The sequence below is a fragment of the Collimonas sp. OK307 genome (assembly GCF_900113705.1).
Classification (GTDB): domain Bacteria; phylum Pseudomonadota; class Gammaproteobacteria; order Burkholderiales; family Burkholderiaceae_D; genus Collimonas.
This window is the reverse complement of the sequence record NZ_FOQI01000001.1, coordinates 778005-801693: the sequence shown is the minus strand read 5'-3', so window position 1 is coordinate 801693 and position 23689 is coordinate 778005. Positions and strand designations below refer to the sequence as shown.

Below are 23689 nucleotides of genomic sequence, written 5' to 3'. Positions count from 1 at the left end.
CGTCATTTCAACATTATCATGTAGGGAATTCGTTCTCTTCGTGTAAAAAATAACCTATAGATCATCGAGGACGTTATGTCTACATCTACAGTATCGAAACAAATTCGGACGCCAGGCGCGACCAGCGCTGCCATTGCGGCGCCGCAGGCCGCCACTCGTTCACCGCGTAAGGCAGCGCTGGCCAGCTGGATCGGCAGCGCGGTCGAGTATTACGATTTTTTCATCTACGGCACTGCGGCCGCACTGGTGTTCGGCAAGATATTTTTCCCGTCGTTCGACCCGGTAACGGCTACCATCGCAGCTTTCGCCACGTTCGGTGTCGGTTACGTGACGCGGCCGATCGGCGCGGTAGTGCTGGGGCATATCGGCGACAGATACGGGCGCAAAAAGGTACTCACCTTTACGTTGTTGTTGATGGGGGTATCTACCTTCACGGTCGGTTTATTGCCAACTTATGGGCAGGTCGGTATCGCGGCCCCGATCATGCTGGTGATACTGCGCATGCTGCAAGGTGTGTCGGCTGCAGGAGAACAGGCCGGCGCCAATTCGATGACGCTGGAACATGCACCACCGCATCGACGTGCTTTTTTTACAAGCTTCACCCTGAGCGGAACCCAGGCCGGCCTGATTCTCGCCACCCTGGTTTTCCTGCCGATTTCAGCGCTGCCTGAAGATCAGTTATTGTCCTGGGGGTGGCGCATTCCATTTTTTCTGAGCGCGATCGTGGTGTGGGTTGGGATCTGGGTGCGCCGCACCTTGCCCGAGACACCAGCTTTCGAACAGGAAAAGTCGCAGGCACAGGGAGAGAAGGAAACAAAACTGCCGTTCATGGTGCTGCTGCGCGAGCATAAGAAGAGCCTTGCGCGGGTCATCTTTGCCGCCCAGATCTCTGTGGTGAGCACGATTTTCAGTGTGTTTACGTTGTCATACGCAGTCAACACCATCCATATTCCACGCGCCACCATGCTGACCGTGCTGGTATTGGCAAATGTGGTGGCGCTGGCGGCGATTCCGGCTTTCGCCGCATTGTCGGACCGTATCGGCCGCAAGCCTGTGTTCATCTTTGGCGGGCTGGCTTGCGCCTTCCTGATCTGGCCTTATCTGTGGAGTATCAGTCAGGCCAACATCCCGCTGATCTTTGTTTTCGGCTTGCTTTTGTCTGGCGTTGTGTATAGTGCGGCAAACGGTGTCTGGCCATCCTTGTATGGCGAAATGTTCGATACCCGGGTGCGCCTGTCCGGCATGGCCATCGGTACTCAGATCGGTTTTGCCCTGGGTGGTTTCGCACCGAGTATCAGCGCCGCGATCTTGAAACCTGGCGCGGATGGCTGGATACCTGTGGCGATATTCGTTAGCGCTACCGCGATCATCTCCGCCATCTCCGCAGCTACGGCGCGCGAGACCTATCGCACCCCGATGCATGAACTCGGCAAATAATAAAAGAGACGAATCTGGCCGCTGCTTTTGCCGAAACTTAAGTAGAAATTTCTGCTGAAATTCGGTCTATATCAGGGGTCGCTCCGGCGTAATGGCATGGCCTTTTGTCGGGAGCGTAAATGTGAAGCAGGTGCCGCTACCAATGGTACTGGTGACATCAATGCTCCCGCCGTGCAATTCGACAATAGATTTAGTCACCGCCAAACCCAGGCCGGTATTTTCACCCGAGCTGCGGGAAATATCAGCCCGATAGAATCGATCGAACAGATGCGGCAAATGTTCCGAACTGATGCCGGCGCCGGAATCGCTCACCGACAGCAAAACCATGGAGCCGCCCGGTTCTGCCCGCAATGTAATGTGGCCCTTTGGCGATGTGTAGCGGAGCGCATTCATGATCAGATTGGAGAGCGCGCGCCGCAGCAGCAAAGGATCGGCACAAATCACGATGTCGCCGTGAGCGTTCAATGTGACATCTTTTTCTTCGGCCAGTGCTTCGAAGAAGTCGAGTACTTTCTTGAATTCATCACCGGTTTGCAAGGTTTCCAGATGTATGGCTTGTGTCGCGTTTTCCGTTCTCGCCAGGAACAACATACCAGACACCATTCGTGACAAGCGTTCGCCTTCATCCACAACGGTGGCAAGCGTGTCCTTATAATCGGCCGGGTCCCTGTCGCGGGAAAGCGTGACGCCGGCAGCGGCCACCAGATTGTTGATCGGCGACCGGAACTCATGTGCCAGATCTGAAGAGAAGCGCGATAACTGATCGAATGAATTTTCCAGCCGGCCTAACATGGCGTCGAACGTCTGGGCCAGCACTCTTAAATCGGAGGGCCAGGGTTGATTGCCGATGCGTGTATCCAGTTTTTCGATGCTGATGCGTTCGATAGCGCTGCTGATAGCCCTGACTGGCGCGAGCCCCTTGTGGGCAACAAAAAAGCCGAAGCAAGTGGAGAAGATCGTGACGGCGCATAGCATCAGCGCGAGGCCTTCCCAGTATTCATTGATGATGGCACGGCTTTGCGTCACGTCAAGTGCGGCCTGGAGAGACCATGTCCGGCCGGGCTGGGTAGTGATCGCGACGTTGGTCAACATGTAGCGTGGGTGATTGCCGCCCACTTTTTTTGCTTTCCAGATTTTGAACTCCGGACTGGAGGATGACGAGACTGCGGGAAATTTATCAAACGGAACAGTCACGCCGGAGAGTTCCGACGTTTCCGACGCTCCCGTATGTGCCGGATCACCAGGTGCTGTCAGGCGGAACCACAGCCGATCGGATTTCTCCATATGCTCGCGCCATTCCTGTTGCCACATGCCCGGCGCCTGGTTGTTCTCCAGGGCACGTACCATTTCTTCCTGGAGCGCGATTGCATGCAGTAGCTCGGTTTGGTCTTTTTGATAGATCTGGTGTTCTACCTTCTCATACAGAAAGCTGGAAACGCTAAGCAGGATGATTACCATCGATGCAGAAAACAGCAGCGTCAACCGTACGGTAAGAGGCCAGAGGCGAGGATCGAACATTCGCATCCGCAGGTTGCCCTGGCGAGCGAACATCGGGTTAGTCGCGTAGTTCGAGGACATAGCCGACTCCTCTTACGGTATGGAGTAATTTGCTCGGGTAAGGATCGTCCACTTTGGTACGCAGGCGGCGCACGGCGACTTCTACCACGTTGGTGTCGGAATCGAAATTCATATCCCATATCTGTTCGGCCAGCACGGTACGGGAGGTTACTTCGCCGCCACGACGCATCAACAGGCTCAGCAGCGCGAATTCCTTGGGGGTGAGCTCCAGGCGATCGTTGTTCCGCATTGCGCGATGTTTGAGTAAATCCAGCGTCAGGTCGCCAATCTGGAGCATGGTGGTTTCGCTACTCGGGCGTGGCGCCGAGTAGCGCCGCAGAATGACGCGAATGCGCGCCAGCAATTCGCTATAGGCGAAGGGTTTGACCAGATAGTCGTCGGCGCCAAGTTCCAGGCCGCGTACGCGATCGTTGATTTCGTCGCGCGCGGTCAAAAAAAGTATCGGCGTTTGCCTGCCGGCGCGACGCGCGGTTTCCAGAATGCTCCAGCCATCCAGCCCGGGCAGCATGATGTCGAGAATGGCGACGTCGTAATCGTTCGTCAACAAAAAATGCAAACCGTCAGGACCGTTATTGGCGATGTCGACCGCCATTCCTTCTTCCCGCAGGCCTTTGGAGATATAGTTGGCGGCGGTTTGTTGATCTTCGACCAGCAGGATTTTTATCATGGACTGAATTTCTGAATTGGATTTCTGGATTAAATTTCCGACAATGTCGTTTTGCCTCGATTCGAACCGATTTTTTCCCCTAGCTGATCGAACCACAGATAAAGCACCGGTGTGATAAACAAGGTAATCAACTGGGAGAACAGCAGGCCGCCGACGATGGCGATACCCAGCGGCTGACGCAATTCAGCACCTGCGCCTATACCGAGTGCAATCGGCAAGGCGCCCATGATGGCACAGAATGTTGTCATCATGATCGGCCGGAAGCGTTGCTGGCAAGCCTTGCGGATTGCCAGCGCCGGCGGCAAGCCGTCGCGGCGTTGTGCTTCCAGCGCAAAATCGATCATCATGATCGCATTCTTCTTGACCACCCCGACCAGCAGCAAGATACCGATCATGGCGATGAAAGACAGTTCCAGTCCGGTTATCCGCAATGCCAGCAAAGCACCGACCGCGGCGGACGGTATGCCCAGCAATATCGTCACCGGATGAATCCAGCTTTCGTACAACATGCCGAGCACTACATAAATGACGGCCACGGCGATCAGGATCAGCCAGAGTTGTGTGCTCTGCGATTGCTGGAATAACGCGGCCTGTCCGGCATAGGCGCCGAAGATTGAAGTAGGCAGGCCGATCTCCTGTTTTGCTGTGTCGATGGCGGCACTGGCGTCAGACAGCGACTTGCCGGGGGTGAGGTCGAAGGAAATGGTGACGGCCGGCAGTTGCCCCTGATGATTGATGGCCATCGTGCCTTTGCTGCGTGTGACGGTGGCGAAGGCGCTCAGCGGTACCAGGGTATTGCTGGTGCTGCTGCGGACATAGATTTTCGACAGGTCGCTTTCGTCGCGCCGGTTCTGGCTGACGACTTCCATGATTACCTGATAACTGTCTTCCGGCGCGTAGATGGTGGAGACCTGCCGGGTGCCGTAAGCGGCATATAGCGTATTGCGGATGCTTGCCATATCGACGCCCAGCAGCGATGCCTTTTCCCGGTCCACGTTCAGCTGCGCTTGCATGCCATTTTTTTGAGAATCTGAATTGAGGCCGACGAAGACATTCGATTTCCTCATGGACTCCATCAGTTTGTCAGCCCACACGTCCAGTTGACCGGGGGTGACGGACTGCAAGGTATATTGATAGGTACTCTTGGAGCTGCGGCCGCCGATCTTAAGGTTTTGAACCGGACTGAAAAGTACCCGGATGCCTGGAATGAAATTGGCGTCCTTTCTCAACTGTGCAAGTACCGCTGGCATGGGCGGCCGTTGCCCCTTGTCTTTGAGCGTGATGACAAAGGCGGTAGTATCGTGGTCTACCTTAGAGGCGAAATCGGCGATGCTGGCGTCTTTCAGGAGACGTTCTTCAATCTGCGTCAGCACCGCCAGTCGCCCTTCGTAGGACATATCTTCAGGCGTATCGACATTGGCGGATATCTGGCCGATATCTTCTTGCGGAAAAAATCCCTTCGATGCGCCGGCATACAGCCAGGCGGTAAGAACGAAGGTTGCCAGGGCCACCGCCAGGACTGTATTGCGATGATTCAGCGACCACTCCAGACCTTTTTGATAAGTGGCCAGCATGCGCTCGAACATGGCTTCGAAGCGGCGGCTCCAGGCGGCTGTCTCGGGTTGCGTCTCATGGTGCGCAGCGATGTTCTTGATCAGCATCGGCACCAGGATAGGAATCAGGGTCAGCGCAACTGCGGCCGACACCAGAATCGACAGCGACACCACGATCGCAAATTCGTGAAACAGCAGGCCGATGGTTCCCGGCATGAAGAAAATCGGAATGAATACCGCCACCAGCGAAATCGAAATCGAGATCACGGTAAAGCCGACTTCACGCGCGCCGCGCACGGCGGCAGGGAAGGGCGCCATGCCTTCTTCGATGTAGCGCATGATGTTTTCCAGGACCACGATGGCATCGTCGACCTCCAGGCCGACGGCAATCGTCAGGCCCATCAGCGATATGTTGTTGAGGCTCAGGCCGAAGGCGTACATCAGGCCGAAGGTGCCTAGCAGGGAGATCGGCACGCTGATGGAGGGGATGAGCGTAGCTGACGCGTGCCGCAGGAAAAGCAGGATAACCATGATCACCAGTGCGATCGTCAGCAACATGGTCAGGTTGACGTCATGGATAGCCTGCCGGATCGATATCGAACGGTCGCTCAGCATTTTGACTTGCACCGAGGCTGGCATCTGGCTTTGCAGTATCGGCAGCATGGCCTTGATGGCGTCGACGGTGGCGACGGTATTGGCGCCAGGCTGGCGTTGCACGGTTAATAAAATCGAGCTTTCGCCATTGATGGTACTGCTGTTCTGGTTGTTTTCGATGCTGTCTTCGACTTTTGCGATATCCGACAGCTTGATCGGCTGGCCGCGGCGTGTCGCAATAATCACTTTGCCGAAATCCTCAGCTTTCATGAGGCCATCGGACATTTGCAGCATCAGCATCTGGCGCTTGTTGTCGAGCTGCCCGATCGGCGCGTTGGAATTGGCCGCTTTCAAGGCATTGCTGACGTCGGACAAACTCAGGTCGATGGCCGCCAGGCGCTCCGGGTCGATCTCAATCCGCACGGCATAGCGCTTTTGACCGGTGACCATGACCTGGGCCACGCCGCTGAGCGTTGACAGGGCTGGCACGATCAAATTGTCGGAATAGCCGTTGAGTTCAGTCAGCTTGAGTGTCGGAGAGTTGAGGCCGATCAGGATGATGGGGGCGTCGGCGGGATTGATTTTCTTGTACGATGGCGGCGTTGTCATTTCCGCCGGTAGCGAACGGGTGGCGCGGTACAGGGCCGCCTGGACGTCGCCGGCAGCGGCATCGATATTCCTGGCGGGATCAAATTCCAGGGTGATCTGGGTTTCACCTTGTATGCTGCTCGAGGTCAGCGCCAGCAGGCCCGGTATCGCCGAAAATTGCTTTTCCAGCGGCGTGGCGACCGATGTGGACATGGTTTCCGGACTGCCTCCGGACAGATTTGCCTTCACCTGAATCGTCGGCATGTCGTAATCGGGCAAGGCGGAAATCGGCAGTTGCAGCCAGCAGGCAGCCCCGCCGACGATCACGCTTAGCCACAGCAGCATGGTGGCAATCGGACGCTGCATGCAGAATTCTGAAATGTTCATTGTTGCGATCCGGTGATGGCGACGGCCGGCGAGTTGGCATCGCCCTGGGTTTCGGCTTGGGCAACAACGCGGACGGCGGCGCCGGCGCGCAGATTGTGACCGCCGTCGCGGACCACGCGCACACCTTCCGGCAAACCGTCGATGACAGCATCCTGATCCTGCATACGCAATAATTTCACCGGCATTGCCGAGACCTTGCTGTCAGCGCCGATCAGGTACACAAAGCGCCCCTTCGGCCCCTCCAATACCGCTTGCGGCGGCAGCACGACGGCGCCTTTGCTGACGCCTGCGCGCAGAGTGATGCGGGTGAATGCGCCGGGCCACAGGCTTTTGCCGGGATTCGGGAAATTGGCTTTGAGACTGATGGTCCCGGTATCAGAACTGACGGTATTATTGACAAAAGTAAGCGTGCCTTCCACCGGTTTGCCACCAGGCACCTCGGCCACCACGGTGACTGTGCCGGTCTGGCGGGCGGCGACGATCTGACTCAGGGCTTGTTCCGGCAGGCTGAATTCGGCGGCGATAGGATCGAACTGGATCAGGCTCAGCAGCGGCGCGCTGGCGCTTTGCTGGGCCAGGCTGCCCGGATGGACGGTCAACGCGCCGGCCTGCGCCGATATCGGCGCGGTGATGCGGGTATAGCTCAGTTGCACTTGCGCGCTCGCGATGTCGGCACGCGATGCACGCAGTTGCGCCTGGAGAGATTCGACTTTGCTGGCGGCGGTATCGACAGCGCTAGGGGCAATGAAATCGGACTTGACCAGTTCCCGCGAGCGGTTGTAGTCGCGCTTGGCATCGTCAAGCTGGGCCTGTATTTGGGCCGCCTGTGCCTGCACCCGGTTGAGCTGGGCGGTGGCGTCGTTATTGTCCAGCGTGAATAGCAACTGGCCGGCGTGTATCTGATCTCCTTCATGAAAATCGACACTGCGAATGCTGGCGGTAATCTGCGGGCGCACATCCACCTGATTGAGCGGAACGATATGGCCCTGGGCGGAAAATTCCACGGGCAGGTCGCGTAACTGCGAGGTGGTAGCCGTCACTTGGGGAAGCTGCCTGGGTTGCGTCTTGTCCGGATTTTTTCCGAAAGAGACAAACTGACTCAAGGCTAATCCAGCCCCGATGACAGCGCAGCTGAGGATCAGCAGATGGGATATTTTTGTTTTTTTCATGGTGTAACCCGGTATCGGTAAATTAAATTGGCATGTCGGGAGAGCGGCGTGATCGCGGCCGATCAATGCTTTTCTTGTATCTGGGTTTGCGCTGCCAGCCAGCTGTTGACGTCGACCAGCTCAGCTTCATTCAGATTGCCGACAGATGCCGATAATTGTAGTTTGTTGAACAGGTATTGATATTTTGCTAACACAAGGTTGTATACGGTCTGGTAGTAGTTCTGTTCTGCATTGAGTACGTCGACGGTGGTGCGAACGCCCACCTCGCGCCCCATCTTGCTTGAGGCGACTGATGATGCACTGGAGGTTTTCGCCTGTTCCAATGCCTTGATCTGGGCCGCGCCGCTTTCCACGCCGAGATAGTATTGCCTGGCCGACTGTTCGGTGTCGCGCCGGATCTGCTCCAGCGTATCGCGTTGCTGGTCGCGGAAAGATATTGCCTGGCGCAGTTGGGAACTGCGCTGTCCGCCGGTGTAAAGCGGAATGGTAAGTTGCAGGCCTATGAACCCGGACAGGGTCCGGTCGCGGCCGCCGGAAGTCGAGATACTGCCGTTCTCCGTCTGGTTCCCGTAACTGGCCACCAATGACAATTTCGGAGAATTTTCGAGCCGGTATCGCTCGATATCGAAGCTGGCTATATCCAGATCGATCTGCTGGGCGCGTATTGTCAGGCTGTCTTCGCGTGCTTTGCCCATCCAGATGTCCACCGACGACGGCTCCGGAGCGGTAGGCATGCGCAGGTCCGCAAACACGTTCAGCCGGGTCGGCGGCTGGTTGGTCAGGTTGCGGTAAGCATTGGCCTTGACCACCAGGTCGTTTTTTGCCGAGATTTCACTGGCGATGATGGCATCGTAACGGGCCTGGGCTTCGTTGGTGTCGGTAATGGTAGAACGTCCCACCGCGAAGGTTTTCCTGGCCAGCGCCAGCTGTTGACTGACGGCTTCCTTTTGCGAGTTGACGAGGGCCAGGTTTTCTTGTGCGATCAGGACGTCGAAATAGGCTTTCGCCACACGCAGGATCAAGTCCTGTTCGGCAGCCTGATACAGGATTTGCGCCTGAACGGTTTTTTTCTTCAATTGCTTGCGCGTGGCAAAGGCCGATGCGTCATAAATCGGTTGCGTCAGATTCAGCGCCGTATTGTAAGTCTGGCCTTGTTTGGTCGCGCTTGGATCGGAAATGCCGTATTGGCCGGCATGATAGGTGCTGGTGGATTGACTGGCGTCTCCTGTCATCGTGACTTGCGGCAGTATTGCGGCATCGCCTTGTTTGGCGTTTTCTGCGCCGACGGCTAGCGCATCTCTGGCCATGGCGAAATTGGCGTCATACGAACGGGCAGCCTGCCATGAAGAAAGCAGATCGGTCGCTTGCACGTTTTGCAAGACGAACGGCGTAACCAGTATTGTGAACAGAAGTATTTTTTTCATGTGTTGTCATCGATGGTTTTCGCGCGCATCTGTTCTGCAGGCACGTCAAGATGGATGGCGTGGAACCGACAGCGGGCAGGGCGATGCTTGTTGTTGCGTGGATTATGCCAATGCATCGCGGACAAATATCAGATCCGGAGATTACATTTTTGTTATCTGAGCGAGTATTTTCGATGCTTAAGCGGCCGGCAACTCGCAGAACCAGCATATTTCAATGCTAGATGCGTGATGTAAATTGAAAGTGAATGATTTCTGAAAATTTATTCAGGTTGACGCCGGGCCGATCGCGGGGCGGGCCATGAGCGGATCTATGGCCGCATTCACAACATTGAAGCTGGAATTTCGATGGTGATCTGCAGGCCGATGTTATTAGTACCTGAACTGGCAAAAATACGGCCGTGATGCAAGCCGACTATGCTGCGGCAAATGGCCAGGCCCAGGCCATTTCCCTTGTCTTCGGAACCCGGCGGGTTGAGGCGCACGAAGCGCTCAAAAATGCGCTCATGCTGTTCTACCGGTAAGCCGCGTCCTTCATCTTCGACGCAGATGCGCCAAATGCCGTCGTCCAGTTGCGAGCGCAGCGTAACGCTTCCGCCAGGCGGCGAAGCGCCAAGCGCATTGGTCAACAAATTGAGGAAAACCTGCCGCATCCGCTTCTCGTCAAAACAGGCCATGCCTGCGCCGGTGTGGTTATGGGCAAACAGGCGGCCCTGGCTTTCGGCAAGCACGCGGGCATCTTGCGCAAAACTGTTTAGGAAATACACCGGACTGACTTGTTTCAAATCAAGCGTGATGGCATGGGCTTCCGCGCGTGAAAGGAACAGCATTTCTTCGATGATCTGGTTGAGTCTGGCAACTTCCTCCAGCTGTAGCTGGACCGCCTCCTCATTGGCAGGACTGAGGCCGCCGCCAAGCAGCATTTTTTCGGAATACAGGCGGATCAGGGAGAGCGGGGTTTTCAATTCATGCGAGGCCTCGGCGCTGAATCGCCGGATTTGATTGAAGGAAGATTCGAGACGATCGAAGGTCTGGTTGAGCATTTTCGCAAGATCGGATATTTCATCGCGCACCGCATTTACCGGGATGCGCTCGCTCAAGTTGTCGGAGCGGATGCGATTGGCGGTTTCACTGATCATCCGTACCGGCCGCAGCGCCAGCCGGCTAAGCAGCATGCCCACGATGATGCTAATAAGCAACATTCCGGCGAGCAGCGCGAGACAGACTTTGATGTACTCTTCCAGCGCCAGATCCACTCCGCGCAGCGGGGTGCCGACTGTGATGGTAAACGGACCGCTGACATTTTCCACGACGCGCAATTTGCCGATGTCGCTCACTTCCGTATTGAATATCTTCTGCCCGCCGCCGTCGGCGATCGGTTGCCCTTTTAAATTGCTGGAATAGAAAGTGGCGCCGCTTTGCTGGTCGCGAACGTTGATATAGAAGAGCGATGCGGTGCGTTCGGATGCTTTGCGAATACGTCTTTCGATCAGGGCGGCATCATACGGATCGTAATCGTGCATGAGATGCAGTTTGATCACCTCCGCTTCTGACCGGTTCAGTATGTCGATGCCGTGAATAAGGTTGTGCTGGAGCAGAAGATAGCCGACCACGAACAGGCCTGCGAGGGTCGTTGTCGCGGCCGTGGCGTACCAGACGGCGAGGCGTGTACTGATCGATTTCATCGGAAAAACTGCCGATTTAAAGAAGCTGATATCCGACGCCGCGTACAGTCTTGAAGAGAGGTTTGCTGGGTGTCGTATCGAATTTGGCGCGCAGCTTGCTCATATACACGTCGAGCAAATTGGTGTCGACGTCATAGTGAGAAGCCCAGATTTTTTCAGAAATTAGGGTGCGCGGCAGGATGCGTCCGACGTTCTGCATGAAGATTTCGAGCAGGGCGAATTCGCGGCTGGTGAGGTCGACCGGCACGCCATTGACGTGCACCACATGTCCCAGCAGGTCGAGCTTGATCCCGCGGTGTTCCAGTACCGTTTCTTTTGCCGCGGAGTGGCGCCGCAGCAAAGAGCGTACGCGGGCCAGCAGTTCTTCGAGGCTGAAAGGTTTCGGTAAATAGTCGTCGGCGCCGAGATCCAGTCCCTTGATGCGGTCCTGCACGGTATCGCGGGCGCTCAAAATCAGTACGGGCTCATTAAAGCCGCTCTTGCGCCATTCGCGCAGCAGGTCGAGGCCGTCGCCGTCGGGCAGTCCAAGATCAAGCACGATAACGTCATAACTGGTTTCACATAACGCGTCACGCGCCTCGCGGCAGGTGCCCACCCACGATACGGTATAGGAATGTTCGGTCAGGCCTTGTTTTACAAACCGGCCAAGCCGTTCTTGGTCTTCGACGATCAGAATTTTCATTTTATAAGTCCCTTGATCCCTGGAAAAGCCGCACGACCAATTGCATCGGGCGGGTGAGCGACGCTACAGAATACGCATTCAAATCCACCGGTTTTATTAGAAATATCCGGCTGTCTCCGAGATGTAATGCGTCATGCGCCGCACAAGAACTGGCCATCAGCATACTACTTAATCGGCGTAAATGAAACGTGCACGAGCGCTCTTTCCCCGTTCCGTTTCACATCTGATGCAGGGTGGGCCTTTGCTCAGGCTGCATTGCTTTTCGGCATTTTAACCAGGCCGCTTAACCTGAAAAAAAACTCAGAAACGGTTCAGGTTCCGTTTAGTTTGGTAGCGCATTCTTGGCGCAGGGATTTGAAAACCCGGGCTAGCGCCAACCGCTGAATACCTCCCTGGCGGGGCAGGCATGTTGGCAAACCCTAAATCAATTAAATAAAGGAGACATCACATGATCGGCAAATTCAGCAAACATACAGTGCTTACTTCTATCGCTTTCGCCGCTGCACTTGCAGGTTCGACGAGCGCAATGGCCACGGAAAAAGTCACCCTCATGGTTGGCGGATATGAAAAGCAGATTTATCTGCCGGCCAAGCTGGCCGAGGGACTGGGCTACTTCAAGGCCGAGGGGTTGGACGTGGTACTGCTGAACGAAGGGGCTGGCGTTGATGCCGAAGGTGAACTGCTGACCGGTGCGGTGCAGGGCGTGGTCGGTTTTTACGACCATTGCATCGATATGCAGAGCAAGGGCAAATTCCTCAAGTCGGTGGTTCAGTTCAGCCAGGCGCCAGGTGAAGTCCAGCTGGTGTCGACCAGGCATCCTGAAATCAAGTCGATGGCAGATGTCAAAGGCAAGAGCCTGGGGGTTACCGGCCTGGGTTCATCGACCAACTTCCTGACCCAATATCTGGCGGTGAAAGCAGGAGTGCCGCTGGGGCAGTTCAATTCGGTGCCGGTGGGGGCAGGTACGACCTTTATCGCCGCAATGCAGCAAGACAAGATCCAGGGCGGCATGACGACAGAGCCGACAATTTCCCGCCTGCTCAAGACCGGCGAAGCGAAGATCCTGGTCGATATGCGTACTATCGAAGGCACCAAGCAAGCCCTCGGCGGTACTTATCCTGCGGCATCGCTCTACATGGAATCGGGCTGGATCGACGCTCACAAGGAAGTCACGCAGAAGCTTGCAAATGCCTTCGTAAAAACCCTGAAATTCATCAACACCCACACAGCTGCAGAGATTACCGAGGCAATGCCAAAGGCCTTCTATGTAGGCGACAAGGAAAGCTACGTCAAAGCGCTCGAAGGCAGCAAGGCGATGTTCACGTCTGACGGCGTGATGCCGGCCGGCGGACCGGAAACCGTGCTGGCTGTGCTGTCGGGATTTTCGAAGAACATCAAGGGAAAGCAAATCGACCTGGCCAAAACCTATACGACTGAATTTGTAAATAAGGCCAGGTAAGTTGTCAGAGAGAGGCGGCGGGATGTCCTGACGCCTTCATTGCATCTTCACCGCATTCAATAATCTGACACCGTACTGCTTTTCCACTTTTGCCGAGTGGAAGAAACAGGGAAAGGAAAGTATGTCTAATTCTCCAGGAAAGATGAGCCCGGCCGTGGAGCTCATCAACGTCAGCCGGCGTTTCATCACCCCGGATGGAAAATCCATGACGGCCATCCGCAACTTCAACATGACCATCGAACGCGGCGAGTTTGTCGCCATTGTCGGTCCGACAGGCTGCGGAAAATCAACCACGCTAAATCTCGTCACCGGCCTTGCCAAGCCATCCAGCGGCGAGGCGCGCTTGTTCGGCGAACCGGTGAGCGGCATCGATCCGCGCATCGGCTTCGTGTTCCAGACCGATGCGCTATTTCCGTGGCGTAGCGTGATCGATAACGTTGTAGCCGGTCCCATGTTTCGCGGAAAACCTAAGGAAGAGGCGTATGAACTGGCGCGCAAGGCGCTCGCCCGCGTCAATCTTGCCGGTCATGAAACAAAATATCCGCATCAGCTTTCCGGCGGCATGCGCAAGCGTGTTTCGCTGGCACAGACCTTCATCAACGAACCGGAAATATTGTTGATGGATGAGCCATTTTCCGCACTGGATGTGCAGACGCGCGCATTGATGCATGACGAACTGCTGAAACTATGGTCCGACGCCAAGGCCTCAGTCCTGTTCGTGACGCATGACCTGGAAGAGGCGATTGCGCTGGCTGACAAAGTTTACGTGCTCACGGCAGGGCCGGCCACGGTGAAATCCGTTTATACGATCGATATACCGCGGCCGCGCGTCGTTTCCGATATCCGCTATGACCAGCGGTTCATAGACATCTCGCAAACCATATGGAACGACCTGCGGGATGAAGTAAAGATCGGTGCGGCACGCACCGAAGTTTCTGCGTAAGCGCGACGAGGACATCATGACAGAATCAATCATACAAGCCGACAACTCCATCTACAGCCCGGGGACATCCGATGTGGAGATCGAAGCTGCCGCAGCCAGGGCCGCGCTCAAAAACAAGCGTTCGGTGACCTTCTGGCGATGGCTCATCCTTGTCGTCTTTCTCGGGGGATGGGAATTCGGCACGCGCTACAAGCTGCTCGACGACTTTTTCTATTCGAAACCGACATCGATTCTGCAACGCCTGTATGAATGGATGACGGAAGGCATAGACGGCGTTTCGCTCTGGTACCACCTCTGGGTCACCATGGAAGAATCGCTGCTTGGCTTTTTCACCGGCGCCATCGCGGGCATCTTGATCGGTGTGGCGCTCGGACGCAACAAAAAGGCCGCCGATGTGTTCTCGATCTATATCAAGGTGATCAATTCGATTCCACGCGTCGTGCTGGCGCCGATATTCATCATGCTGTTCGGTCTCGGCCTCTGGTCGAAAGTGGCGCTGTCTTTCGTCATGGTGTTTTTCGTCGTGTTCTCCAATGCGTTCCAGGGCGTGCGTGAGGCAGACCGTTCGCTGATCGCCAACGCAAGAATTCTGGGCGCATCGGATTGGCAGCTGACGCGATCGGTCATCGTGCCGTCGGCAATGAGCTGGATTTTCGCTTCTTTGCATGTGAGCTTCGGCTTCGCCATCATCGGCGCCATCGTCGGCGAATTCGTCGGCTCCAACTTCGGCATCGGACTGCTCATCAATATCGCAAAGGGATCTTTCGATGCGGCGGGCATGTATGCGGCCATCATCATCGTCATGGTGGTGGCGCTGGCAGCAAGCTATCTGATGACAGCTGTTGAAAATCGGGTTGCCAAGTGGCGTCCGGCGGCCCTGAACGATACCGAGTGAGTGAATCATCATGGCCGGCCGATAGACGCCGGCCATGGCGGAAAAAACCCGAAAACCAAAAAAAACTGAGAACGGAGACATAACCATGAAACGTACCGGTATACATGACACACTACGTCACACAATCATTTCTCTCGCCGTTGGTTTGACACTGAGCGCCGCGATGGGGGCGACGGGCGCGTCAGCCGGCCCCGCAGCCGGCGTACTCGAACCGCCCGCACCGAGAGCCGCAGGCACCCCGGCGCCGATGGTGCAATGGGTCGAGCCGGCGGTGGCGTCAACCAAGCCGCAAACCAAAGAACAGTCGGATTCGTCGATTAAGTCCGGTCGGGAACTGGTCGAGCCGGAAATCCTGCAGCCACGGCTCGATGCTGCTTTGCCATCTTACCGGCCACGCACAGACATCAAGCTGGAAGGCGCATTCAAAGGCGCGGCATCCGATGTGTTGCCATCGCTGGTCAAGCGCTGGATCGACGGTTTCAAGAAATTTTATCCGGGCGTGAATTTCGATGTGTCTCCGCCATACGCCGGCAGCCTTGGCGCCAAGGAACTGGTCAAGGAAAAGCTGGATTTCGTGTTCGTTTCGCGTGAGCTGAAACCGGACGATATCACCGATTTCAAGGCCAAATTCGGCTATAACCCGCTGAGCGTGCCGATTTCGGGCGGTTCCTATCGTCACTTCGGGTTTCTGGATACGATCGGGTTCTATGTGAACAAGGACAATCCGATCGAGAAGCTGACTTACGATCAGATCGATGCGCTGTATTCCAGCACCCATTATCGCGGCGGCAAGCCAATCAAGACCTGGGGCGAACTGGGAGTGACGGGCGAATGGGCGGATAAGCCGGTTCATCTGTATGGCATCAAGCCATGGAACGGCTTTGAAGAATTCATCCGTCAGAAAATCCTGAGCGTCGACGGCAAGCGTGGCGAATGGAGCCAGGACATCCAATTCGACAAACTCGTGTTTCCTGCAGCCCGGCGCGTGGAAGATGACAAGTACGGCATCGGCTATTCCGGCATTGCCTATATCGATAGTAGCGTGAAGATGCTGCCGCTGGCCGAGAAAAGCAGCGGCCCGTTCTATGCACCGTCATACGAGAACGTCGCACGGGCTGCCTACCCCCTGAGCCGCCTGGTGTACTTCAACACGAACAAGGCGCCGGGTAAGCCGTTGAACCCCGTCATCGCTGAATTCCTGCGCTATGTGCTGAGCAAGGAAGGGCAGCAAGCGGTACTCGATCATGCGCTGTATGTGCCGCTGAGAGCGGGGCAGGTAAGTAACGCCCGGGCACTCGTCGATAACTGATACCTGAGACCTGTGCCGCGCATGTGATGTTTTCCTGCGCGGCGCCGCAGGAGTGCGCGCACCTTTTGTGCGCCGGAATCACTCAACCGGGAGCAAGTTCCGTGTTTCATCTTCTTCATTCTTGCAGTAGCTTCTTTGGACTATCGGGGCCGGCCATGAAAAGCCGGCCAGTGCGTCGCGCGCCTGCCCGTTTCAGGACCATGCAAACTGGCTGGATGCTGGCCGGCTGCATTGCCGGGCTGGCGCCGGGTGCCAGTGCCGCATCTGTTGCCGCCACGGTGGATCCGGCACTCCCGACCTATCATTTTGAACGTGAAATCACGGGCAGTATCAGCGGCGTCGGCGATGACGCGATGAAACCTTTGATGGATGCCTGGCTGGCAGCGTTTCGCAAACGGCAGCCGGGCGCCAGGCAGGGCGAACGCTGGGAATATGTGAGCGGCGCCACTGCATTCGGTGCGTTGATGTTCGATACCGCGGATATTGCACCGCTGGCGCGCGCGCCGTTGCCGGAAGAACTGGCGCCATATGTGCACCAATATGCCGGCGACATGATGAAGTCGCCGGTGCTGGTACGGGTTGGCGGCGATACCAGCCGCCCGGCTTATATCGCATTGAACAAGCGCCCCGGCTCGCCCTTGCCGCCGAAAGTGAAGGAATTTATCACCTTTGCGCTCAGCCTGGAGGGCCAGGAAATAGTCGCCCGCCAAGGCAAATTCCGCTCTCTCAGCGCGACTGAGGCAGCCGAGGAGCGTGCCAAACTGCAGGGTTACCTGGCGCGGCTTGATCCGACGCTGCCGGCGTACCGGCCCGCCGAGTCTGTCAGTGGCGCGATCGATAGTGTCGGCAGCGACGGCATGAAATCGCTCATGGAAACCTGGATGCGGGACTTTCGCCGGGTCCAGCCCGGCGTTCACAAGGGTGAGTTCTGGGAGCACCTTGGCACGCTGAACGGCTTCCACGCGCTGATTGCCAACCTGACCGATCTGGCGCCGATGGGGCGCGAATTGTGGCCGGATGAAAGAGCCGTCTATGAGGTCACGCATCATCAGGCTATGCCTCTCGAAATCCGCGTCGCGCGGGGCGGATTCAATACGCCGCAACGCACCACCGCGCAGGCGATATTCGTGAATCAGCACAATCCGCTTGCCCGTATAACGCTGCCACAGCTAGCGGCGATTCTCGGGGCGCATCCCGGTATTACCCGTTGGGGGCAACTGGGACTGACCGGCGAATGGGCCGACCGGCCGATCACTATCTATGTGCCGCCCCGGGTGGCGCCAAATGCGATGTCGATGCAGGTGATGGTGCTCAAGGGCGGCGCATGGAGCAGTACGGTGCATGAAGGTTCGATTGCCGAGACGGCGCAAGCCATCGCACGCGATCCGGGCGCAATCGGGTTCGGCGGTTTCGAAGAGGGCGGACCGGGACTCAAGACCCTGGCTGCGGCTGCCACCGAGGGCGGTCCGTTTTACAGCGGCTCCGGCGATAGCGCCTCCAGTGGACGCTATCCACTCACGCGTTACATGTATATCCGCCTTAACCGCAAGACCGGCGAGCCGTTGTCTGCGCCGGTGAAGGAATTCTTGCGCTACATCCTGAGCCGCGAGGGTCAGGAACCGATCTTGTATTCGGGTTATTTCCCGTTGACAGCGGAAGAAGTGAAGCAGGAACTCGCCAAGCTGGAGTGACTGATTATTTCGCGCTTGCGCTTGTCCCGAATGAGCGAACCGGTCAACGATAACGATTGATGGAAAGGAGTAAATCGCTTATATACGCAATGAAGCCTGATAATAGACAGCAAAAAAATGCTGCTTTCAGAAAAGAGCGTGATTCCCATGCAGGCCGGAATTCACGCCATAACAAGGTAGGAGACGAAGTCAAATGAAGAACAAAGGGAAATTTAAAGGACGTTGTGTATCAAGAATCATATACGCGACTATCGGCGTGGCGGGGATGGCCATGCCATTTGCTGACGCGGCAGCCGCAGCCGATGATGCAGCCGGCAACGGTGTCGTAAACACGGCTGGCGACAGCAAAAAAATCAGCTTTAAAGATCAAGATACCTTGCCTATGACAAAAAATGTCGTGTCGGGCAAAGAGGTCGAAAATGCGCAGGACGGTTATGCCGATGCGATCAAGAATGTGGCGGGCGTGTCAAGCAACAATGCGAAAGGCAGCGCAAACGACAGCGTCAAGATTCGCGGCATCCAGCTTAATCTTTTCACCGATTATCGTTTGAACGGCGGTCTGCCCATTACCGGCGTCATTTCGTTTCCGACAGAAGACAAGGACCGGATTGAGGCGTTGAAAGGGGCAAACGCGCTCATGTTCGGCATTGCCAGTCCGGCCGGCATTGTGAATCTGGTCACCAAGCGGGCAACGGACAAGGACATCAACACGCTGACCTTGTCCGGAAATTCCTTTGGGCAGTATGGCTCCGCTGTCGATCTTGGCCGCAAGTTCGGCGATGAAAAACAATTCGGGCTGCGCGTCAATCTGGCCGGCTCCCATCTGGAAAACGGCGTCGAAGGCGGTAACGGTCACGGCCTGTTCGGCAGCGTGGCAGCCGACTGGAAAGCCACCGATCGCCTCAGTTTTCAATTTGACTATGAGAACTACCGTAAGGATGTAGTTGAACAAGCCAGTGTCAGCTTATCGCCGGTCAATCCCAAGACAGGTACTATCCCGGTGCCGCGTGTCCCGGATCCGACCAACTTGCTGTCGGGAACCTGGGATATTTATCATCCTCGGACCGAGAACGTCCAGCTCCGTGCCGATTACAAAATTGCCAACGACTGGAAATTGACTGGCGAGGTATCGCGCTCTCATTCGGAGCGCTCACGTCTCCAGGACCGTATCGACATCGGTAACAACCTGGTGTCGGGGTGGGGTGCTAATAACGTATCCTGGATACATAACAATTACACCACGGAATTTGAGAAAGTCGAGTTGCTTGGCAAGTTCCTCACCGGCTCGCTCAGGCACGAGCTGACATTGGGTGTCTCGTCAACCGACAGGACCACGACCACATCGACCATCAACAATGTCCAGCCTCACGGGCAGCAGCAAAACATCTATAACCCGGTGGTGCTGGCGCCACCGATCCTGCCGACCGGACCGCTAGCTTATACGCTCTCGACCGGCAACAACACGGGGATTTATACCTACGATACGATTAGCATTGGCGCCCGCTGGAAGGTGCTGGCGGGTTTGCGCGAAACCAATTTTACGTTTGAAAACCAGGTAGGACGTACCACGGGCAAGACGGCATCGCCAGCGATCGGGCTTCTCTATGACATCGCAAGAGACACAACGGTGTATGCGAGTTACATGAAAGGTCTGGAAGAGGGCGCCACTGCCCCCACCAATGCGCAGACAAAAAATAGCGGCATGATTTTGCCGCCCGGCGTAGCGTCTCAGGCTGAACTCGGCATCCGTACGACATTTTTCAAAGGGGTTACCGCGAGCGCAGCGTATTTCAGCATTGAACGTCCAAACGCCGTTACCGATCTGGATACCGGTATATTCGCGAATGCCGGGACGAACAAATTTCGCGGGATAGAGACCACGCTCAGTGCCGATATCAATCGCTGGTGGACAGTCAATGCTAGCGGGCAGTATCTGCATGTGCTGCAAAATTCGATAACCAACATCAACGGGCTGGTGCCGGAAAATACGCCACGATTCGTCGGCAATTTTTCGGTAACGCACCGTTCGCCGCTGGTTCAGGGGTTAACACTCACGGCAGGTACGTCTTACGTATCGAGTCGCTTTATCAATCCGCAAGACCAGGGAATCATCCCGGCGGTTACCTTGTTCTCTGCAGGAGCCGGTTATGCGACAAAGATCGGTGGCCACCGGACGACCTTCCAGCTTAGCGTCGATAATATTGCGAACAAGCGGTATTGGAACTCTGTCACCACCGGAACATATGGCGCCGGCATGGACCGCAGCTTCAGATTCAATGCAAAGATCGACTACTAAAGGTTGTTGACCCAGGTAGCGTGGCATAAAAAAAGCGTGGCAGATAAATTCTGCCGCGCTTTTTTTTTTTCAGTTTCTGCTGATGCATGAAGCGGAACATCCCTGATACTCAATCCAGCTTGGAGCGCTCCTCCGCAAGCTCCTCTGCATTCAGGGGCAGGTAGCCGAGTGTTCCGGAGGCGATCGCCTGTTGTCCCTCATATGACAGCACCAGGCGTAAATATTCGCGCACGAAAGCATCGAGCGGCCGGCCAGGCGAGCGCCGCACGAAAATATACAGATGGCGGTCCAGCGGATAGCTGCCCGAGATAATGTCTTCACGCGATCCGCGTGAAGACGGATCCGCGGGGTGATCAGAGACGGCCAGGATTTTGACCTCCGGCGTCGCCCGGTTGAGCGCTGCAAAGCCGAGCGCCAGCGGGTCCGTACCCACGCACTTGACCGCCTCGGCCGATTGCGGAAATCCGGAAAACCCCACTGCATATGGATGCCCGCCGAGTTTGTGCTTTTGCATGAAGATGCCGAGCGCCGTTGCAGCGTGCAAGCCGCACAGATGGATAGGGCGCTGTGCCCATTCGCCGGTCAGGCCGAGCTGCCCCCAACGTGTGATTTGATCGTCCGACGTGCGCGCCGTGAAAGCGCGCGCAGCCTGGTCGATGGACAATTTTCCGATCGGATTATCATGATGCACGTAGAGTGCAAGCGGTGCGGAAAGCGCGCGAGGTTCCAGCGAATCATGTGCCACGCGGATGGCGGTCGGTTTGGATCCGGCCACGCTTTCATAGGCAGTGAGCTCGGCATCCGAGAACTCCGCGCCCATCGGTGCGAAAGCCGAGCGGCCTTGTGCGAGCGCTGCAGGCGCGGTGCGTGTTCCCTTGAGTACGAGCGAAAACCGGAACTCGGGATGAGCCCCGACGAACAGAGTATTGATTGCGGTGAGAATGCCAAGCATATCGTTGTAGCCGATGATGCTGATCTCGCCGGCAGAGGTAACATACGATGCTTCCCGGGGAAACGCGATCGGCTCCGGCCGGTAGCGCGGCAACCGAGCGTCGACTAATGCTGCCGCCGACGTTGGACGCAAGGCTGGTTCAGATATCGGTTCGACGGCGCCGGCCGGTGTGCCTTGTGCTGCACAAGTGAAGATAGAGCCGCCTAGCATAGCGACTATCCAATGGAAGTTTTTCATTGCTGGCCCCGCAGAATGGTGAAAATGGCGTCAACGAGTGCGACGATTAAAAAAATGGACGTGTCGCCACGTCCGAAACAGCATTGAAAATGCTGGGGAGAAACTCTGGAATATGTGCCGGATGGTAGTTCAGGCCCGCCGGATATGGAATCCGTTGGACAGGTTCGCTGCCGTCATATCTACATGATTGAATATTGTTATTGAACGGGCTCGAACAATTTCTCCAGTGATGGCGTTTGCATGCGTAATTCTTCTTTAAGTTTTTCCGCCATTTCGCGGACCGCTGATTTGTCTTCGCCAGCCTTGTACTTGAAGGTCGCGCCAAGAACGCCGATCGTTTTCCCCGCTATGTCTTGCATCAGCAGCTCGACCGACGTGTCGCCGGTTTTGGTGGTTTCCATCCGCGGCTTGCCGGTATTGAGCACGCCGAGATCGTCGGCATCGGCTTTCTTGCCGATCCGCCCGATGTTGGAAGCGATAATCACATTATCGGTGCCGTTCGGGGGTGTCACATGCATCGCGAGCACGGTCAGGTCGCTATGTTTTGCAACGGTCGCGTCAACCAGCTTTTGTGCGTAGATCAGGTAGGACGGCTGTGCCGAGGCAGGCAGCGATACAGTGGCTGCCGTCACAAGAAAGGCGAGAGTTGCGTTGCGTATCATCTATTTCTCCGGTATTGTTAATCTATGAATCTAAATAAAAATGTCGATCTCGCTAGCCGTTGACCTCAGGAATTTCAATCACGATTTGCAAACCTGCGTCATTTGAGGCGGAGGTGGCGAAGATACGGCCACGGTGCAATTCCACGATGCTGCGGCAAATGGCAAGACCCAGGCCATTGCCTTTGTCCTCGCTGTTGGGGGGCGTGATGCGGACGAATCGCTCGAAAATGCGCTCATATTGTTCTGCCGGCAGGCCAGGGCCTTCGTCTTCGACACTGAAGCGCCACAGGCCTTCGTCCAGTCGGGAGCGTAAAGTGATTTTTCCGCCCGGAGGAGATACATTCAATGCATTGGTGAGCAGATTCAGCAGCACCTGGCGCATCCGGCTATCGTCAAAGCTGATACAGCCTTCGCCGTGATGGGTATGAAAGAAGTCGCGGCCATGATGCTCGGCAAGCGTGCGGGCATCCAGTTCAAAATCCCGCAGGAAGCGCGCCGGATTGACCGGCTTGAGATTGAGCGTGATGGCGTTGGCCTCGGCTCGTGAAAGAAATAGCAGCTCTTCAATGATGCGATCCAGCCGTGCCACTTCTTCAAGCAGTTCCAGGAGTGTGTCCTGGTCGGCGCTGCTGCGATTGGTGTCTAACAGCATTTTTTCCGCATACAGGCGCACCAGGGAAAGCGGCGTCTTGAGTTCGTGCGACGCTTCTGCGGAAAAACGACGAATTTGATTGAACGATAATTCCAGGCGGTCGAACATCTGGTTCAGCATGCGGCCCAGATCGGATATTTCGTCATTCACTTCGGAAACCGGAATCCGATGACTCAGATTGTCCGAGTGAATGTGATTGGCAGTCTCGCTGATGAGACGTACCGGCCGCAACGCCAGCCGGCTGAGATAGTAGCCGATACTGGTGCTGACCAGCAGCATGCCTCCCAGCAGCGTCAGGCAGACGATCATGTAGCCATCCATCACACTGCGGACCTGGTGCAGCGGCGTGCCTATGCTGACTTCGAACGGCGGCAGGAAATATTCGCTCACACGCAATTCGCCGATGCCATCCATTGTGATGTTGAACGAATGCTCGCCCTTGATATCGGGCATGGAACGTCCATTCAGGTTGGTCGAATGGAATAGCATTCCTTTTTGCGGATTGTCGACGTTGATATAGAACAGTACGGAGGCATAGTCGGTGGTTTCGCGTATGCGGGCGTTGATGACTTCGCCGGTAAGCGTTTTATAGTCTGAACCCAGATGCGATTTCAATTGTTTGAATTCGGCCGCGTTCAGCAGATCCAGGCCGTTGATCAGGTGATTCTGCAGCAACACGTAGCCGGCGAAGAACAGGCAGGCAAGGGTGGTGGTAGCTGCAAGTGCATACCAGGCCGCAAGCCGCACGCTGATGGGCTGTAGCAGCTGGTTGAGACGGTGGGGGGAAAAGTTCATCGATATTACTCGTTTACTGAGGCCAGGCAATAACACT

Annotated in this window: 17 protein-coding genes; 7 read left to right on the top strand and 10 right to left on the bottom strand. The window is 56.1% G+C overall.

What is annotated here, in order from left to right:
• Nucleotides 1-75 precede the first annotated feature (75 nt).
• Entirely contained in the window at nt 76-1437 is a 1362-nt protein-coding gene (locus BM205_RS03570) for an MFS transporter (protein WP_092412542.1), read from the top strand.
• Between the two features lie 66 nt (nt 1438-1503).
• On the opposite strand, the gene BM205_RS03565 is transcribed toward BM205_RS03570, so the two are convergent.
• The 7 genes from BM205_RS03565 to BM205_RS03535 all read right to left on the bottom strand — a co-directional run bounded on the left by BM205_RS03565 (nt 1504) and on the right by BM205_RS03535 (nt 11761).
• Entirely contained in the window at nt 1504-3015 is a 1512-nt protein-coding gene (locus BM205_RS03565) for a heavy metal sensor histidine kinase (RefSeq protein ID WP_092412540.1), read from the bottom strand.
• Entirely contained in the window at nt 2993-3679 is a 687-nt protein-coding gene (locus BM205_RS03560) for a heavy metal response regulator transcription factor (RefSeq protein WP_092412703.1), read from the bottom strand. Before BM205_RS03560 ends, BM205_RS03565 begins: the two co-directional genes overlap by 23 nt.
• Nucleotides 3680-3711: 32 nt before the next feature.
• The gene (locus BM205_RS03555; protein ID WP_092412538.1) at nt 3712-6804 is read right to left on the bottom strand and encodes an efflux RND transporter permease subunit; all 3093 of its coding nucleotides are present in this window, start codon (nt 6802-6804) and stop codon (nt 3712-3714) included.
• Entirely contained in the window at nt 6801-7973 is a 1173-nt protein-coding gene (locus BM205_RS03550; protein ID WP_139227206.1) for an efflux RND transporter periplasmic adaptor subunit, read from the bottom strand. The genes BM205_RS03555 and BM205_RS03550 overlap by 4 nt, the downstream gene beginning before the upstream one ends.
• Before the next feature lie 62 nt (nt 7974-8035).
• Complete coding sequence (locus tag BM205_RS03545; protein WP_092412534.1) at nt 8036-9397, bottom strand: TolC family outer membrane protein; 1362 nt, start codon at nt 9395-9397, stop codon at nt 8036-8038.
• 320 nt (nt 9398-9717) lie between these two features.
• Nucleotides 9718-11079: a sensor histidine kinase gene (locus BM205_RS03540; RefSeq protein WP_092412532.1), complete on the bottom strand. Its 1362-nt coding sequence runs from the start codon at nt 11077-11079 to the stop codon at nt 9718-9720.
• Nucleotides 11080-11095: 16 nt separating this feature from the next.
• A complete protein-coding gene (locus tag BM205_RS03535; RefSeq protein WP_092412530.1) occupies nt 11096-11761 on the bottom strand; it encodes a response regulator transcription factor in 666 nt (221 codons plus the stop codon).
• Between the two features lie 448 nt (nt 11762-12209).
• Here BM205_RS03535 and BM205_RS03530 point away from each other — a divergent pair, with 448 nt between their 5' ends.
• From BM205_RS03530 to BM205_RS03505, 6 genes are all read left to right on the top strand, one after another.
• Entirely contained in the window at nt 12210-13220 is a 1011-nt protein-coding gene (locus tag BM205_RS03530) for an ABC transporter substrate-binding protein (RefSeq protein WP_092412528.1), read from the top strand.
• A gap of 121 nt (nt 13221-13341) precedes the next feature.
• Nucleotides 13342-14163 carry an ABC transporter ATP-binding protein gene (locus BM205_RS03525; protein ID WP_092412526.1) on the top strand — a complete coding sequence of 274 codons (822 nt, stop codon included), beginning with the start codon at nt 13342-13344 and terminating at the stop codon, nt 14161-14163.
• A gap of 16 nt (nt 14164-14179) precedes the next feature.
• On the top strand, nt 14180-15058 hold the full coding sequence (locus BM205_RS03520) for an ABC transporter permease (RefSeq protein ID WP_092412701.1): 879 nt from the start codon (nt 14180-14182) through the stop codon (nt 15056-15058).
• A gap of 85 nt (nt 15059-15143) precedes the next feature.
• Complete coding sequence (locus BM205_RS03515) at nt 15144-16367, top strand: PstS family phosphate ABC transporter substrate-binding protein (RefSeq protein ID WP_254783714.1); 1224 nt, start codon at nt 15144-15146, stop codon at nt 16365-16367.
• 155 nt (nt 16368-16522) lie between these two features.
• Nucleotides 16523-18058 (top strand): substrate-binding domain-containing protein, encoded by a 1536-nt coding sequence (locus tag BM205_RS03510; protein ID WP_254783713.1) that lies wholly within the window; start codon nt 16523-16525, stop codon nt 18056-18058.
• Between the two features lie 271 nt (nt 18059-18329).
• Nucleotides 18330-20354 (top strand): TonB-dependent receptor, encoded by a 2025-nt coding sequence (locus BM205_RS03505; RefSeq protein WP_175511131.1) that lies wholly within the window; start codon nt 18330-18332, stop codon nt 20352-20354.
• Between the two features lie 109 nt (nt 20355-20463).
• Here the strand turns inward: BM205_RS03505 and BM205_RS03500 are convergent, their stop codons facing one another.
• The 3 genes from BM205_RS03500 to BM205_RS03490 all read right to left on the bottom strand — a co-directional run bounded on the left by BM205_RS03500 (nt 20464) and on the right by BM205_RS03490 (nt 23652).
• The gene (locus tag BM205_RS03500) at nt 20464-21543 is read right to left on the bottom strand and encodes a PstS family phosphate ABC transporter substrate-binding protein (RefSeq protein WP_139227205.1); all 1080 of its coding nucleotides are present in this window, start codon (nt 21541-21543) and stop codon (nt 20464-20466) included.
• 197 nt (nt 21544-21740) lie between these two features.
• Nucleotides 21741-22205, bottom strand: a complete 465-nt coding sequence (locus BM205_RS03495) for a hypothetical protein (RefSeq protein WP_092412518.1) — start codon at nt 22203-22205, stop codon at nt 21741-21743.
• 52 nt (nt 22206-22257) lie between these two features.
• Nucleotides 22258-23652 carry a sensor histidine kinase gene (locus BM205_RS03490; RefSeq protein WP_092412516.1) on the bottom strand — a complete coding sequence of 465 codons (1395 nt, stop codon included), beginning with the start codon at nt 23650-23652 and terminating at the stop codon, nt 22258-22260.
• Nucleotides 23653-23689: the final 37 nt, after the last annotated feature.

Excerpts from the sequence above, each read along its gene's own strand:
- BM205_RS03525 (WP_092412526.1), top strand. The coding sequence starts at position 13,342 with ATGTCTAATTCTCCAGGAAAGATGAGCCCGGCCGTGGAGCTCATCAAC.
- BM205_RS03510 (WP_254783713.1), top strand. The coding sequence starts at position 16,523 with ATGAAAAGCCGGCCAGTGCGTCGCGCGCCTGCCCGTTTCAGGACCATG.
- BM205_RS03515 (WP_254783714.1), top strand. The coding sequence starts at position 15,144 with ATGAAACGTACCGGTATACATGACACACTACGTCACACAATCATTTCT.
- BM205_RS03570 (WP_092412542.1), top strand. The coding sequence starts at position 76 with ATGTCTACATCTACAGTATCGAAACAAATTCGGACGCCAGGCGCGACC.
- BM205_RS03490 (WP_092412516.1), bottom strand. The coding sequence starts at position 23,652 with ATGAACTTTTCCCCCCACCGTCTCAACCAGCTGCTACAGCCCATCAGC.
- BM205_RS03540 (WP_092412532.1), bottom strand. The coding sequence starts at position 11,079 with ATGAAATCGATCAGTACACGCCTCGCCGTCTGGTACGCCACGGCCGCG.
- BM205_RS03530 (WP_092412528.1), top strand. The coding sequence starts at position 12,210 with ATGATCGGCAAATTCAGCAAACATACAGTGCTTACTTCTATCGCTTTC.
- BM205_RS03555 (WP_092412538.1), bottom strand. The coding sequence starts at position 6,804 with ATGAACATTTCAGAATTCTGCATGCAGCGTCCGATTGCCACCATGCTG.
- BM205_RS03550 (WP_139227206.1), bottom strand. The coding sequence starts at position 7,973 with ATGAAAAAAACAAAAATATCCCATCTGCTGATCCTCAGCTGCGCTGTC.
- BM205_RS03565 (WP_092412540.1), bottom strand. The coding sequence starts at position 3,015 with ATGTCCTCGAACTACGCGACTAACCCGATGTTCGCTCGCCAGGGCAAC.
- BM205_RS03520 (WP_092412701.1), top strand. The coding sequence starts at position 14,180 with ATGACAGAATCAATCATACAAGCCGACAACTCCATCTACAGCCCGGGG.
- BM205_RS03500 (WP_139227205.1), bottom strand. The coding sequence starts at position 21,543 with ATGAAAAACTTCCATTGGATAGTCGCTATGCTAGGCGGCTCTATCTTC.
- BM205_RS03535 (WP_092412530.1), bottom strand. The coding sequence starts at position 11,761 with ATGAAAATTCTGATCGTCGAAGACCAAGAACGGCTTGGCCGGTTTGTA.
- BM205_RS03545 (WP_092412534.1), bottom strand. The coding sequence starts at position 9,397 with ATGAAAAAAATACTTCTGTTCACAATACTGGTTACGCCGTTCGTCTTG.
- BM205_RS03505 (WP_175511131.1), top strand. The coding sequence starts at position 18,330 with ATGCCATTTGCTGACGCGGCAGCCGCAGCCGATGATGCAGCCGGCAAC.
- BM205_RS03495 (WP_092412518.1), bottom strand. The coding sequence starts at position 22,205 with ATGATACGCAACGCAACTCTCGCCTTTCTTGTGACGGCAGCCACTGTA.